This window comes from Nocardia sp. NPDC052112 (assembly GCF_040680135.1).
GTDB lineage: Bacteria > Actinomycetota > Actinomycetes > Mycobacteriales > Mycobacteriaceae > Nocardia.
Map to the genome: position 1 here is coordinate 147,961 of NZ_JBFAWD010000019.1, position 16,021 is coordinate 163,981.

Consider the following 16,021-nt stretch of genomic DNA (forward strand, 5'->3'; position numbering starts at 1 on the left):
GGGAATCGACACCGGCGGGCGGAATGCGAGAACATTCGCAAGAACATCGGTAACTCGACGAGGGCGCCCACAAAGTCGGTGGGCACTCGGCTCAGGACCGAAACGCGACCCTGGCGGTACTTACTGATTCGCCGGAGGCGGTCAAGCCGCGGCGTCGAATCGGATTTCGGCGATCGAGGTCTGGAACTGACCACCGGAATTGCCGAGTCCGGTTATCCATACGAGCACATAGCGGGCCGCCTGATCGCCGCGGACCGGGATCTCGGTGATGCCGTTCTCTAGTCGGGCCGAGCCGATCAGTTGGGTCTGGTCCAGGGTCGGCGAGGAGGTCGGCGAGGTGCGGATCTCGACCGAGGTGCCCGTACTCGGCGATTCGATCGAGACGCTCGTCAACTTGGCCGGACTCGGCAGGGTGGCCAGCAGCCCGACGCCCTTCTTGAGCGCCGGGAACTGCTGGAAGTACTGATCGGTGCGCCAGACGGTGCCCGGATCGTGATCGAGCACCGCACCGGTACCACCGACATTGTCCGGCGTGCCCTCCGGAGAGAAGACCGACACACTCGTCACCGGAACCGGCACCCCGTTCGCGGCGGTTCCCGTCGTACCTGCCGCACCACCGGAGGTGGGTGCCGGCCCCGGTGAACTGTTCGTGGTGAGACCGATATTGCGCTGCTCGTTGAGGGGTGCGTCCGTCGCGCCCGGTGCGAAGACACTCACCATCCACCAGATGATGATGCCGACCACCAGTGCGGCCAGGATGCCGAGCCCGACCATGATCCACATCATCCGCTGCGAGCGTTCCCGTTCCGCCGCAAGCAATTCCGGATCGGCGAGCGACTCCTCCGCACCGCTCGGCGCGCGCTGACCGAGACGAAGCACCGGGATGAAATCGGTCTTCTGATCGACCACCGAGGCCTGTTCGAGCACATGCTGCACGGTCGCCGCGGTGCGCACACCCTTATTCGATTCCAGCGACCGGACTGCGACCGCCGAAATCTCGAACGGCACCTCGGGCCGGATCTGCCGCGGTTCGACGGGGGTGCCGTCGGAACCGAAATCGGCGAGCCGCAACCCACCGACCGTCGCGGCGGCGCCGGTCATACCACCGGCGCGGATCGGCCAGCGTGCGGTGATCAGCGCGTAGAGCATCGCGCCGAGGCCGCGCACATCGGATTGCGCGTCGGAATCGGACAGTGTGCCCGGGAATGCGAGTACCGCATCACCGGTGGCACTGATCCGGATCCGATCCGGATGGTCGATGGACAGCGACCCACCGCCACGATGCGCCAGTTCGGCGGCCGAGGCCAGCGCCCGGATGGCGCGGGCGGCACCGATGGGAGACGGCACCGTTTCGGCCATTTCGCGCAGCGATCGCCCCGGCGTCCATTCGGCCACCACGATGCCGCCGGAGCTGCCACGCACCACATCCAGCACACGGGCCAGGCCCGGCGAGTTGATTCGGCCGAGGCGCAGCGTGCGCGACAGGATGGCCTGCGGACCATCGTGACCGGAGTTGTCGGTGGCCTTCTGATCCGCGTCGACGAAGGTGAGTGCGACCTCGCGGTCGAGCTTGATATCGAGCGCCTGCCAGAACTTGAGTCCGCGGGATCCGCCGTGACTCGCGAGCAGCCGGTAGCGGCCGCCCGCTACGGAAGCGCCCGGAATCAGCTTGGGGCCGCGCGGCGTTCTTCGACCCGCGCCGTCGTCCATCGGCGGCAGCTGCGGCGGGATCGGGATCATCCCGGTGTCGTACATCGGATCGCGCTGCGGGGCCTCCCGCGGTTGCTCACCGGATCCCGGCGCCGAATCGTGCTCCGGCGGACCGTTATCGGCACTCTGATTCGCGTATGCGGGATCGGAGGCCTCCCCGGCGGGCGGAACATCTGTGGAGAGCCCGCCTGCCTTGGTCGCAGCAGATTCGGCGGCTGGGACGCCGCCCAGCGCCGCGTCGTCGCTCACCCTCGTTCCTCCTTCGCCCTGATATGTCGAAGTTCCGGCGAACTCGCCACTTGTGCTTCTCTGCCGAACAGGGTACGGGAACTCACCCATACCGGTGCTGTCAACGGTATGAGCTCGGATCACGGGCAGCACCATGGTTTGTGCATCCATGTACGGGTCGAAGCCAGGGTATGCCACATACGGTTCGGGCCGCCGGAACACCTGCGTGGCGTACTCGTCCTCGACCGGGCCCTCGAGATCGAGATCGGGGGCGGGCGGAGTGAAGCCGAGCCGCCGGGAGATCGCGACCGTGATCGCGACGATCTCCGGAATTCCGGCCAGGCGCATCAGCCCGAAGGCGACCGCGAACATCACGATGGCCGAGACGATCACCCGGATCAGCGAACCGGGTCCGCCGGAGAGGCGGTCGAGTCCGAGCACCTTGTCCACGATCAGCATGACCGCGCCGCCCGCGATCGAGGACAGCAGGACGCGGGTCACCGTGCGCCCGACATTGACCATGCGCAGATCGCCGAGACTCTGGTGCAGCAGATATCCGCCGATGACGGCACCCGCCAGGAAGCCGAGTCCGGTCGCGACACCGAGGATGATCACTACCTGACCGCTATCGCTCGCCAACACGGGTGCCAGCGCCGAGAACAGGATCTTGATGGTCGTGATGGCGAGGATGATCCAGGTCGGCGTCCACGCCTGCTCCCTGGCGTAGAACACGCGCAGATGGATGAGCACCAGGGAGTACGGAATCAGCGTGAAGGCCGACCAGCTCACCGCGGAGCCGAGCCGTTCGGCATCACCGGTGAACCGCGCGTAGCCGAACAGCGCCTCGCCGACCTGTGGACCGGCCAACGTCAAGAAGGTGACCACCGGAACCAGGGCGATCATCGTCAAGCGGGTCGCGACGGACAGATCGTCCACGACGGCGGGGGTGTCATCGGCGGCCGCATTCCGGCTCAGCCGCGGCATGATCGCGGTCAGCAGCGTGACACCGAGTACTCCGTAGGGCAGCTGGAGCAGCAGCCAGGCGTTGGTATAGATCGCCGGACCCGCCTCATCGGCGGCCGAGGCAATGTGATTCGAGACGATCAGACCGATCTGGCTGATCACCACGTACAGGATGATGGCCGAGCCCATCTTGCCGAACTGCTTGAGTCGCGCGTCGATACCCCACAGCGGACGCAGATCGATCTGATTGCGCTTGATCGCGGGCAGCAGGCTCAGCGCCTGGGTGGCCACACCCAGGGTGATGCCGCCGCCGAGGACCAACAGTTTCGGATCGCTCATCCGGACCGGATCCAGCGTGATCTCGCCCGGAGTGAGGGCATAGAGGCCGAGCACGACCAGCACGACGAGGTTGTTCAGCACCGGCGCCCAGGCCCCGGGTTTGAAGTTCTGGCGGGTATTGAGAATCGCCGTGAACAGCGCCGACATACCGTAGAACAGGATCGCGGGCACCAATAGATAGGTCAGCGCCGTGGTCAGTTCGGTATTGACCTTGCCATCCGAGGAGACGAAGACCCGAGTCGCCAGCACCGGCGTCGCCGCCGCGGCGAAAAGTGTCGCCGCGGCGAGCACCGCGAAGGCGGCCGTGACCAGCCGGCGGACGAATGCGACGCCGCCGTCCTCGTCCTCTTGTTCGGCGCGCACCAAGGTCGGCACCACCATCGCGGTCAATACCGCGCCGAGGACGAGCTCGGTGATCATATTGGGGATCAGGTTGGCCGAGGTGTAGGCACTAGCGACGGCCGGGCCGAGCGCGGTCAGCAGCAACAGCTGTTTGCCGAAGCCGGTGACGCGGCTGATCAGGGTGGCGATCGCGATCGATCCGGAGTCGCGCAACAGGCGCGAACTCGCGTTCTGTTTGGTCTCGGTGGCGACCGGGCCCGATGCGGGTGCGGCGGGCCATTCCTGGGTCCGCGGCTTGGCCGTTTCCCGTGACGGATGATGCGGCAGTTCCGCCGGTTGCCGCCGCTCGACGGGTTGCTGACGCTCTAGTGGTCGCTGTCGTTCGATCGGAGGCTGCCGCGTCACCGGGGGTTGTGGTGGCGGTGTCTGGTAGCTCGGTCGCGGCGGCTGATAGTTCGGCGGCGGCGCGAAACGCTGGGGTGGGACCCGATTCGGTGCGCCCGGCGGTCCCGGCATCGGTTGACCAGGCGGCATCGGACGCGGCCGGGCCGGACCGGGCGGTTGTGGCGCCGGATACTGCCGCTGACCTGGATGCGGCTGCTGACCTGGATGCGGCCGAGGTTCGTGATACTGCTGCGGGTCCGGATACTGCTGGGGCCGCGGCACCGGTCGCTGCGGGGCGGATTGCCTGGGCAATGCGCCGGAGGGCGGTGCCATCGGTCCGGTGGGCGGCTGCGGGACGCGCGGAGCCGGGCGGGGCGGCGGCACCGGTCGCGGTTGCTGACCCGGACGGCTCACCTGCGGTACCCGCGGCGAATCGCCGTAACGTTCGTCGGGAGTCATCTCCGCGTCCTCCGGTTCTGCCGGTGGCTGCGCCAGGGGCCGTTCCCAGGGTGCCGAAGGTGCCCGGCGGGCCGGGGGTCCGTCGGGCCGATCAACAGGCGGTTGCCGATGAGCGGATAGATCATCGTCGCTCATCGTGCCTCCTGCGCCATGCCATCCCCCGCCGCCAGGCCGATGACGCCCGGGGTGTTACGCGATTGTCCTCCACGATGCCATGAGTGGTGCTGGGGTCGGTACCGATCAGCGATGGCCGACCGCCTACGGGTCGACCGAAACGACGTAGCGACGACAGCCGAGCACGAGCGAGGTGTTCTCGTCCTCATCCCGCCTCCTGCTGCTCCTGTTGCTGTATTACGCGCATGCGCGCACGTCGATACCTATTGACCCGGCGTCGGGTGCCCGGATCGAAACCCTCGTCGGCCGGATCCGGCTGTCCACGGAACCGACGCCACAACCGGCGCCCGGCCAACAGGAACAGCAGTATTCCGGCACACGCCGTAATTATTGCCAAGGTCTGACCGTAAGCGTTCGAACGCACCGAGACCGAGGTGGGATTGCCGAGTGCGACACCGTCGGACGTGGTAAGGGAGATCGGAATGACCAGGTTACGGCTGTCGGTGACCTCCGTCGGGATCTGGAACGACCGGCTTCCGGTTGGCGGCAGCGTCTCCTCCCCCGGATCGGTGATCTTCGTCTCCGTTGGTGCCTCGATCCGGAACCGGACCCGAATGGCGACCGGCAGATCGTTGCGTGCGACCAAGAGCAGTGGACTCTGTTCGGAGGCCAAGGTGTACACCCCACCGGGCGGCAGCACGGTGACCGAGCCGTAGAGCCGGTCCAGCGTGCGTGTCGTCTGGTCGAGTCGACGCTGGGCATAGGTGTCCGGCTGTGCGGAATCGCCGGAGCGCCGGTCCGAGAGGGTGAGTACGCGCAGCAGATCGTCGCGCAGCGGGGTCAGATACTGGTTCGGTGTGGGCTCGGCCTCGGGCACCTCGACGAGTGAGCGCATCAGATCGGTGATCCGGCGGCCCTGATCGCGGACCGGGAACACGAAGCGGTCCGATACCGCGTCGTGGGCGGCCTGCGGCAGATAGTCGGGTTCGTAGGGCTGTGCGTCGGGCGATTCGGCGACCAGCTCGGCGAGCGTGCGCGGGGTCGCGAGGTTATTGCGCAGCAGCAGGTCGACCTGTTTCAGGATCGCGGTTGCCTCTTCCCGGTTCGCGCTCCACTGCTGTGGCGGCACCAGCAACAGCGAGCGCGCGCGGTTCGGCTCCGGGTTCAGCGCGGTCCAGGTAATGGCGCCGAGGGCATCCTGGAGGCGGGCCATCCGGGAGTCATTGGTGACGTCGTAGCGGACGCGTGCCGGGGTGAAAGACGGGGTGGGCGGATTGGAGCCGACGGCGGCGAGGGCGGTCGCGGACCAGATATCGAAGGTCGCCGCGTGCAATGCCGGATCGGCGGGCGCGGTCTGGGGGCTGGCGGGCGCCGCGGTGGTCGTCGGGGCGGATGTGCTTGTCGGCGTACTGGTGGCGGAGGTGCTCGGTGTCGCGCTGGTCTGTGATTCCGGTGTCGGCTGAGGGATCACGGGCGCCGGGGCGATTTCGGCGAGCCGCACCACATCCGGCGTGGTCGTCTCCGGCAGCGGCTGACTCGAGCTGCTCTGACTACCGGTGCCGCCGCGGCCGGTGGTGATCGGCTGCGAATCCGTCGAGGTACCGGCGGTGCCGAGCGGGACCGTGGCGGTATCGGCCAGCACGGCGGTTCCGAAACCGTGACCGCGCAACAACATTCCCGCACTCTCATCGACGCTGCCGGAGTCCGGGATGCTCACCCCGCGCACCGATTTGGTGGCCAGGATCGAATCGACGATATCGGCTGGCTCGTTCAGCGCCCGCGTGGACAGTTCGGGATCGTTGACCGCGGCCAGCACCGCGACATCGACCTGCGCGAACGGCAGCGCGACCGTACAGGTCGACGTGGCGACCGCGCGCAACCGGTCCAGCCAGGTCTGGGCCTGACCGGCGCCGGTGCCCGCCCTGGTCGCGCCGTCCGGATCGGAAGGGCTGGCCAATACGCGATAACCCTTGGTCATCGCCTGTGCGGTGATCAGCAGATCGGGATCGATAGCGATACAGACCGCCGAGGTCAGCGTCCGATCACGACTGGCCTGATTGGTGCCGAGTACCGATTCCAGGGCGCCGAGCAACTGATCCAGCCGCCCGCCCTTGCCCAGCGACGCGGCCAGTTCGTCATCGGTGAGCTCGGCCTTGCCATTGAGCGGGCCGGTGACACCGGCGACCAGCCGCGGGCGGTCGGCCAGCGGCCACAGCAGTGTCGTAGCCACCGGGGTATCGGGAGCGGCCGGCACCGGCGAGCTACCGTCGACCGAGGACGGCACGCCGAGCACCGGGAGCAGGAACCGTGCGTCGTCGAGGCGGGCCTGGGTGCCATAGGCCGGTTCCCCATTGACATTCATCAGCAGCGGATAAACACCTGGTTTGGTGATATCGAGTGCGGCCGTACCGCTGTTGGAGCGCAACGGAATGCTGATCGTGAACTGTTTGCGCTGGCCGGGACTCAGTCGATCAGCGATATCTTCGAACGGACCGGTCACGTCGTAGTTGACCTGGTCCAGGCGCAGGGTGGAGCGCAGTGCGCTCGGTGTCGCCACTGCGGCGGCGCGCTGGATGCGGACGCTGATGTCCTGCACCACCCGATCGCCGATATTGGTGACCGTGCCCGCGACCGTCAGCGTCGGATCGCTGGTGGTGGTCACCGCGGACGGATTCACCGAATCCAGGGTCAGCTTCAGGAATTTCGGCGACGACGAACTATTCGGCGTCGTCGGTTGGGCGGCGGCGGGCTGGGCGAGCAATACCGGAACCGCAGTCGCCGAGCCGAGAATGGTCAGGACCGCCGCGATGATCCGGAACAGGCCCACCCGTCGCCCGGCCACCACCCCCCACGGAATCGCTACGCGATGCCGAAAAGTCTGGGTCATCGCTTGCCGGTCTCCATCCGGTCGATCATCCGGTTCGCCACTTCGGCGAGGCGCCGCTCGTCGGCATAGGCGAGCCGAGAATCCAACTCACTCAACGGAACCCACGCGACCTGCGTGACCTCGACGTCGGCGTCGGAGAGTTCACCACCGATGGAACGCAGCAGATAATGATGCACGGTCTTGTGTACCCGGCGACCCTCGGTGACGAACCAGTAATCGATGCTGCCGAGTTCGGCGACCACGATCCCATTGATCCCGGTCTCCTCGGCGACCTCCCGGATCGCGGTCTGCTCGGGTGTCTCCCCCTCTTCGATATGTCCCTTGGGCAGCGACCACAGCAGTCTGCCACGCCGATCGGTCCGCCCGATCAGCGCCGCACTTCGTTTATCGCTCGGCCCGTCCAACCCGTCGACGACAAGTCCACCCGCCGAGGTTTCCCGTACCGTGCGCATGCGCGGTTTCGCCGCGCTGGCGGCCGAACCGCGGCGCCGGGGCTGGCGGCGTCGACTGTTCGCGCGATCGGCCGGAGACACCACGCAATCCTACTGTGCTGAATTGCCGCGCCTCCGGCGCGGCGGGTTGGCGGCCCGTCTCGCGTCCGAGCCGTCGAGACTCGCGACTTCGTCGCATGCGCTTCGACGACTCGGAGCGAGTCTTACGAGCGACCGTTCGCGGCCCGTCTCGCGTCCGAGTCGTCGAAGCGCATGCGCCGTAGGCGCGAGTCTCGACGGCTCGGACGCGAGACTGAAGGGGGCCGCGAACCCGCAGCGCCGCAGGCGCTGCAAATTAGACACAGAACACGCAGCGCCGCAGGTGCTGCAAATCGAACGCAGACCTAGGCGCGGTCGCGGAACACCGCCTACGCTCGACCCATGGTGGATCGAGTTCTTGTAACACTCGACGGCGCCGTCCAGGATCCGGACGCGCCGTTGTTGTTTGCCGACGACATCGGCGTACTGCGCGGCGATGGTGTCTTCGAGTCGGTTTTGGTTCGTGCTGGAAACGCGTGCGCGATCGAATTTCATCTAGGCCGACTGCGTCGTTCGGCGCAGGCGCTCGATCTGCCCGAGCCCGAGCTGGCGAAATGGCGAGATGCGGTCGAGACGGCGACGAAGGAATGGGGGACCGAGCGCGAGGGCCTGATGCGGCTGGTGCTCACCCGTGGGCGCGATACCGAGCTCTCGGCCCCGTCCACCGTCACCTCGGGTGATCTCGCGGCCGCGGTGCCGGTGCCGACTTCGTATGTGCTGATGCTGCCGGTGCCGGAGCGGGTGCAGAAGGCGCGCACCGAGGGCGTCGCAGTGGTGTCGCTATCACGCGGGATCTCCATCGATCTGGCCCAGGCTGCGCCGTGGCAGCTGCTGGGTGCGAAGACGCTCTCGTATGCCACCAATATGGCGGCGCTGCGGTTCGCGCAGCGGATGGGTGCCGATGACGTGATCTTCACCAGTACCGAGAACCGGGTGCTGGAGGGGCCGCGCTCGTCGGTGGTGATCGTGCGCGACAACCAGTTGATCACCCCGCCCGCGAAGAATGGCGTGCTGCCGGGAGTTACCCAGCGCGCGCTGTTCGCCGAGGCCGAGAAGGCCGGGTGGAAGTGCAGCTACAACGCGTTGTTCACCGCGGATCTGTTGACCTGCGACAGCATTTGGCTGCTTTCGAGCATCACGCTCGCCGCCAGGGTGAATTCACTGGACGGATTGCGCATGATGGCGCCGGACAATGCGGCCGAAATCATCGAATTGGTCGATCGGGGAGTGGAGCGGGCCGGGGCCATCGGCGATTGGTGAGTTCGCCGTGCCGTGATCTTCGTCCTACTACAGCATGTAGGAGTACTCGGCGAGCTCGGAAAACGGGTCGTTGAGGGTCGTGAGCCCCGGTGTGTCGTGGCGTAGGACTCCTTGATGGGCCCTTTCCCGGGCGTACTCTTACTACGTCATGTCGTAGTTCGGCGGGAGGTCGGTTTTGAGCGTCCTGGACTTATCGCGTTGGCAGTTCGGCATCACGACCGTCTATCACTTCATTTTCGTACCGTTGACGATCGGCCTGGCCCCGCTGGTGGCGGGCATGCAGACCGCTTGGGTGATTACCGGCAAAGAGCACTGGTACCGGCTGACCAAATTCTTCGGAAAGCTGTTCCTGATCAACTTCGCACTCGGTGTCGCGACCGGCATCGTGCAGGAATTCCAGTTCGGCATGAACTGGAGCGAATACTCCCGCTTCGTCGGTGACGTCTTCGGCGCACCGCTCGCGCTGGAGGCGCTCGTCGCATTCTTCCTGGAGTCGACCTTCCTCGGGCTGTGGATCTTCGGATGGACCCGGCTGCCGAAAATGCTGCACCTGGCCACGATTTGGCTCGTCGCGATCGGTGTGAATGCCTCCGCGTACTTCATCGTCGCGGCCAACTCGTTCATGCAGCACCCGGTCGGCGCCAAATACAACCCGGAGCGGGGGCGCGCCGAGCTCACCAGTATCTGGCAGGTGCTCACCAATAACACGACGCTTGCGGCATTTCCGCACGTGGTGGCCGGAGCATTCCTGACCGCGGGGACTTTCGTGGTCGGCATATGCGGCTGGTGGATGGTGCGCAACGCGCGCAGCGGTGACGAGACCAAAGTCGCCGAGGCGCGAACGATGTGGCGTTCGGGCGGACGCGCCGGTCTCTGGGTGATCGTGGTCGCCGGCGTCGCGCTGTTCTTCACCGGCGATGTGCAGGGCAAGCTGATGTTCGAACAGCAGCCGATGAAAATGGCATCGGCGGAATCGCTGTGCAATACGGCAACCGATCCGGACTTCTCGGTGCTGACCATCGGCACACACAACAACTGCGACAGCGTGACGCACGTGCTCGAGGTGCCGTATGTGCTGCCGTATTTGGCCAAGGGCAAGTTCAGCGATGTCACGCTGGACGGTGTCACCGATCTGCAGCACGCGTACAACGCGAAGTTCGGGCCCGGCGACTACCGACCGAATCTGTTCGTCACCTACTGGTCCTTCCGAGCCATGATCGGCTTGTCGGCCGGTGCGATCCTGCTCTGGTTGGTCGGCCTCTGGCTGACCCGCGGTGGTCGGATCACCGATAAGCGCTGGTACTCGTGGCTGTGCCTGATCGCCATCCCGACCCCGTTCCTGGCCAATAGCGCGGGCTGGGTCTTCACCGAAATGGGCAGGCAGCCATGGGTTGTCGCACCGAATCCGACCGGTGACCAGAGCCTGCGGCTGATGGTGCAGCAGGGTGTCTCCGACCATGTCGCGGGGACGGTGATCGCCTCGCTCGTGGTCTTCACCCTGCTGTACGGCGCGCTCGCGGTGGTGTGGTTCTACCTGATGCGGCGGTACACGATCGCCGGACCCGAAGCACCCGCGCCGATTCCGCCCGGCGGGCCGGACGATACGGGTGGCCGTCATCGGGCCGAAGAGCCTGCCGTCGAACAGCTTTCCTTCGCGTATTAGGAGCCGACGATGAATCTGCAACAGTTCTGGTTTCTGCTGATCGGCGTCTTGTTCACCGGCTACTTCGTGTTGGAGGGCTTCGACTTCGGGGTCGGCATGCTGATGCCGATCCTCGGCAAGGGCAGCGATACCCGAAGGCGGGTGGTGCTCAATACGATCGGGCCGGTGTGGGATGGCAACGAGGTCTGGTTGCTGACCGCGGGCGGTGCGATGTTCGCGGCCTTTCCGGAGTGGTACGCGAGCCTGTTCTCCGGTTTCTACATCGCGCTGCTGCTCGTGCTGGTCGCGCTGATCGTGCGGGTCTGCGCCATCGAATATCGCAGCAAGATCGACGATGCGCGGTGGCGGTCCTGGTGTGATGCCGCGATCGGAATCGGTTCCTGGGTACCGGCATTGGCGTGGGGTTGGGTATTCGCGAATGTGGTGCATGGGGTGCCGCTGAACGAGAAGAAGCAGTTCGCCGGTTCGGTGTGGGATCTGCTCGGGCCGTACGCATTGCTCGGCGGGCTCGCGACCGGATTGCTGTTCGCGCTGCACGGTGCGGTCTTCCTGGTGCTGAAGACCGGCGGCGAGGTGCGCGACGACGCGGCGAAGACGGTGCGGTTCCTGCTGGTGCCGACCGCGGTGGTGGTCGGTGTGTTCGGGGTGTGGACGCAGTTGGCCTACGGGACCGGATGGACCTGGATTCCATTGGCGCTGGCCGTGCTCGGGTTGGTGCTCGCGGGTGCGGCGAGTATCGCCGAGCGCGACGGGTGGGCGTTCGTCGGCACGGCGGTCACCACCGCAGCGGCCACGGTGCTGCTGTTCGGATCGCTGTATCCGAATGTGCTGCCGTCCACTATCAGCGAGCTGTTCAACCTGACCATCGACAACGCCTCCTCGACGCCGTACACGCTGAAGGTGATGAGCTGGGCGGCCGTCATTGTCACGCCCGTGGTGCTGGGCTACCAGGGTTGGACGTATTGGGTTTTCCGCAAACGGATTACGGTCGAGCAGATTCCGGCGCCGATCGGCCTGCCGTTGGAAGCCGCCAAGGACTGATCATGGCTCGTCCACCCGTCGATCCCAGGTTGTGGAAGTACGCGCGCTCGGCCCGGCGCTATCTGGTGCTGAGTGTGGCACTGTCCGTGGTGATTACCGGATCGATCGTGGTTACGGCCGTCGCACTGGCGCAGGTGCTGGCCGGGGTCGTCACCGATCCCGGTCGGCGCAGCTTCGGCGCGTGGACATTCGAGTTGATCGTGCTCTCGGTCGCCGTCGGCGGTCGGGTGCTCGCCACCTGGGCACAGTCGCGGATCGCACATCGGGCCGGGGCCGCGGTGGTCGCGGAACTGGAAACCGCGGTGCTGGCCGCCGGTGCTGCGCTGCCACCCCGCGAACTCGAAACTCGGCGAACCGAACTCGCGGTTGTGGTGAGTACCGGACTGACGGGGCTGCGGGCCTATCTCACCGGATATCTGCCCGCGCTGCTCCTGGCTTGTCTGGTGCCGCCGATCGTATTGGTGGTCATCGGATTCCACGATCCGGTTTCCGGTGTGATCGCGGTGGTCACGCTGCCGTTGATTCCGGTGTTCATGGTGCTCATCGGTCTGCTCACGCAGGGACGGGCGCTGGCCACGCTCGCCGCGACCACTCGGCTCTCCGATCAATTGCTCGATCTCTTCGCCGGGATGCCGACATTGCGTGCGCTGGGGCGGGAAGGGAGCGCGGGGCGGGCGGGTTCGATGGAGCACCGGGTGCGCGAGCTCGGAGATGCGTTGCGGCAGCGCACCATGCGGGCGCTGCGGATCGCGTTCTTGTCGTCGATGGTGCTCGAGTTGCTCGCCACACTGAGCGTCGCACTGATCGCGGTGTCCATCGGTCTGCGGCTGGTATACGGCGAGATGAGCCTCTATGCCGGGCTGGTGGCATTGATTCTCGCGCCGGAGGTGTACCTGCCGCTGCGGATGGTCGGTGAGCGTTTCCATGCGGCGCAGGACGGAATGGCAGCTGCGGACAAGGCCTTTGCCGTTCTCAAGCCTCGGGTTCAGTCCGAGCCGGATGCCGAAGGTCTGGCCGCTGACGGGAGCGCAGGTGGTGCCCATGGGCTCCGCGTGGGCGGGTCGGCAGGGGAATCGTCCTCGAGTTCGTATTCCGCTGTTCGGCCGGGCTCGCGCACGAGCGGCGCTGATGCCGGGGTTGATGGTGCGCATGCTTTGCTGAGCGGGCCCGATGGTCAGGATGCCAGTGAACTCGGTTCAGGGGCGTCTGTCGACACGGGGCGCGGCAACCGGGGCGTCATCGAGATATGTGATCTCTCGGTGCGGGCCAGGGACGGTTTTGCGCCTGCCGGACTGACGGCGGTGTTTCGGCCAGGGCTGGTGACCGTGTTGACCGGGCCCAACGGAAGCGGGAAATCAACCGCGCTGCAAGCAATTCTGGGTTTGATCACCCCTGATGTCGGCTCGGTGCAGGCCGACGGCACAGATGTTCGTGCGCTGGATCAAGACGCTTGGTGGTCCCGCATCGCCTGGTTGCCCCAGCGACCGGTCCTGGTCCCCGGAACGCTGCGCGAGAACCTCGAACTGCTCGGCGCGCATACCTGCGACACCGCGGCGAAGGGCGCGGCCCGAGTGCTCGACGAACTCGAAGCCGCCTGCATCGCAACCGGATTCGACACGGTACTCGACGAACTCCCGGACGGCTGGCACACGATCGTCGGCGCAGGGGGCGTCGGACTGTCCCTCGGCCAGCGCCAACGCCTGGCCCTCACCAGGGTGCTCGCCGCCGACCGCCCCATCCTCCTGCTGGACGAACCAACCGCTCACCTGGACCCGGCCGCCGAAGCCACCGTGCTCACCGCCCTGCAGCAGCGGGCCCGCACCGGCGCCACCGTAATCGTCATAGCCCACCGCCCAACCGTCCTCACGGCCGCCGACCACATAATCCCCGTCCACGCCACCGAACCCCAGGCAGTCGCCTTATGAACAGTCGAGTCCCGGGCAGCGATATCGGACGCCATCGAGTGCCGAGAACCGTCCATCGCAATCGGCGAGGATGCGCTCGCGGCCAGTCGTGTCGGCGTGCGGTGCGCATCGGGATGATCGGTGTGGGAGGTGCTTCGGTGCCTCGCATGTCGGTCCGTCGCTCCAGCGGCAGCGTGGGAGTGCACCCCCGACGCGTATCGCTCGACCGCTGGGGGTGGGGAGATCTTCGTGACCTCGGTCGATCGGACGATGGGCGTTGTGCGATAAGTGCCGGGACGACCGGTGCGGGAGGTCGGTGCGGCCGTGCTGTCGGGGGTGGTGTGCGATGAGTATCGGGACGACCGGTGCGGGAGGTCGGTGCGGCCGTGCTGTCGGGGGTGGTGTGCGATGAGTATCGGGACGACCGGTGCGGGAGATCGGTGCGGCCGTGCTGTCGGGGGTGGTGTGCGATGAGTATCGGGATGCGGCGAATGAGGGACGCTTCGGCTCGTCCCGACGGTCGGGCGTTGGGTAGGGATTTGCGGCGGATGTGGTGGCTGCTCGAGTTGTCGCCGTGGCGGGTTGCGGTGGCGATCGGGTGGGGGGTGCTGGCGCTGGGCAGCGGGCTCGGGCTGGCGGCGTTGGCGGCGTGGCTGATCGCGCGCGCCTGGGAGATGCCACCGGTACTCGATCTGAGCGTTGCGGTTGTCGCGGTCCGGGCGCTGGGTATCTCCCGCGGGCTGTGTCGATATCTGGAACGCCTCGCCACCCATGACGTTGCGCTGCGCGCGATGACAACCGCCCGAACCACCGTTTACCGGACACTCGCGAACTCCGACGTCTGGATGCGGCGGGATATGCGAGCCGGCAATTCGGACGAACTCGATGCTGCCGACAATGACGGGCCGGCGTTGCCCGGACGACGTGGCGCGGTGACCGCGTTCGGCCGGGGCGATACCTCGGACCGCAGCGCGGGTCGGCCGGTCGCGGCTACGGATTCGACGAGCGGCAATGGTGCCGCGTCATTGCGACGCGGGGACCTGCTGGTTCGAATCGGCAGCGATATCGACGATCTCGGTGCCGTTGTCGTGCGCGTATTCGTCCCGGTCGCGGTCGCGGTCGTACTGTCATTGGCGGCGATCGGACTCATGGCCACCATCTCGGTCGGCGCGGCGGCCATTCTGGCCGTATCGCTCGGCATTGCCGGAATCGTCGGACCGTGGCTGTCGGGGTGGGCCGCGCGCGAGGCCGAGCGCGCGGTGCGCGCCGACCGCGCCGAATTCACCGCGCAGGCGCTCACCGTCCTCGACCACGCCGCCGAACTCCGGGTTGCGGGCAAATTGGATGCCGCGCTGGCGGCCGCCGATCGTGCCGGAAAACGTGCGGTAGCCGCCGAGGACGCCGCGGCCGCACGCAGCGCATGGGCCGCCGCGGCAACGCCGCTCTCGATCGGCGTCAGCGTCTTCGGCGCCCTCCTGATCGGCATCACCAGCTACGGCGCCGATCCGCCCGCAATGACCCCCATGGCCCTCACCGTTCTCGTTCTGCTCCCGCTCTCCGCCTTCGAAGCGCTCGCCCCGCTCCCCGCCGCCGCCCAGGCCATGACCACCGCCCGCGCCGCCCTCCACCGCCTGCCCCTGCTCGAAACCGCCGGAAACCCGCGAACACGGCAGCGGCCCGACCACCCGATCGCGGATTCCGCCACCAGCCAGCACAACGACGTAGTTCGAGATCATCTGCCGGGCAACGCCACCGGCCGAGGCGAGGGCGCCTTCGGCGGATCCGATGTCGTCGGCTCGCCGGCAGATGGCGTACCACGTGCCCGTGAGCGCTCGGGTGTCGATGCGGCTGCCCGCGACGCGCGAGATCTGCTTCCAGACGATTCGACCGGCCGAGTGGAGGGCGCGGTTGGTGTCGCTGGTTCGCCCTCCGATGACGTACTGCGCGCCTGCGATCGCTCGGGTGTCGATGCGGCTGCCCGCGACGCGCGAGATCGATCGCCGGACAATATGAGCCGAGTGGAGGGCGCGGTCGGCGAGCCGGGTGGCGCTGGTTCACCGTCAGATGATGTACCCCCCGCCTGCGATCGCCTGGACGCCTATGCGGCTGCCCGCGACGCGCGAGATCGATCGCCGGACAATATGAGCCGAGTGGAGGGCGCGGTCGGCGAGCCGGGTGGCGCTGGTTCACCGTCAGA

At 67.0% G+C, this 16,021-nt stretch carries 7 protein-coding genes and 1 pseudogene; 5 read left to right on the top strand and 3 right to left on the bottom strand.

Annotated elements, in window-relative coordinates; all coding sequences use genetic code 11:
• Window positions 1–141: 141 nt before the first annotated feature.
• From AB0L58_RS31275 to AB0L58_RS31285, 3 genes are all read right to left on the bottom strand, one after another.
• Window positions 142–4,560: a lipid II flippase MurJ gene (locus AB0L58_RS31275; protein ID WP_364392254.1), complete on the bottom strand. Its 4,419-nt coding sequence runs from the start codon at window positions 4,558–4,560 to the stop codon at window positions 142–144.
• A 184-nt stretch (window positions 4,561–4,744) separates the two neighbouring features.
• Window positions 4,745–7,426, bottom strand: a complete 2,682-nt coding sequence (locus tag AB0L58_RS31280; RefSeq protein WP_364392256.1) for a DUF6049 family protein — start codon at window positions 7,424–7,426, stop codon at window positions 4,745–4,747.
• Window positions 7,423–7,959, bottom strand: coding sequence for an NUDIX hydrolase (locus AB0L58_RS31285; RefSeq protein WP_364392258.1), 537 nt, complete (start codon window positions 7,957–7,959; stop codon window positions 7,423–7,425). Before AB0L58_RS31285 ends, AB0L58_RS31280 begins: the two co-directional genes overlap by 4 nt.
• Before the next feature lie 339 nt (window positions 7,960–8,298).
• On the opposite strand from AB0L58_RS31285, the gene AB0L58_RS31290 reads away from it, so the two are divergent.
• The 5 genes and pseudogenes from AB0L58_RS31290 to AB0L58_RS31310 all read left to right on the top strand — a co-directional run.
• Entirely contained in the window at window positions 8,299–9,216 is a 918-nt protein-coding gene (locus tag AB0L58_RS31290) for an aminodeoxychorismate lyase (RefSeq protein WP_364392261.1), read from the top strand.
• 175 nt (window positions 9,217–9,391) lie between these two features.
• Entirely contained in the window at window positions 9,392–10,879 is a 1,488-nt protein-coding gene (locus tag AB0L58_RS31295; protein WP_364392264.1) for a cytochrome ubiquinol oxidase subunit I, read from the top strand.
• 9 nt (window positions 10,880–10,888) lie between these two features.
• Window positions 10,889–11,920: a cytochrome d ubiquinol oxidase subunit II gene (cydB, locus tag AB0L58_RS31300; RefSeq protein WP_364392266.1), complete on the top strand. Its 1,032-nt coding sequence runs from the start codon at window positions 10,889–10,891 to the stop codon at window positions 11,918–11,920.
• 2 nt (window positions 11,921–11,922) lie between these two features.
• On the top strand, window positions 11,923–13,845 hold the full coding sequence (cydD, locus tag AB0L58_RS31305; protein ID WP_364392269.1) for a thiol reductant ABC exporter subunit CydD: 1,923 nt from the start codon (window positions 11,923–11,925) through the stop codon (window positions 13,843–13,845).
• 527 nt (window positions 13,846–14,372) lie between these two features.
• Window positions 14,373–16,021 (top strand): annotated as a pseudogene (locus AB0L58_RS31310) (hypothetical protein); the annotation flags it as partial.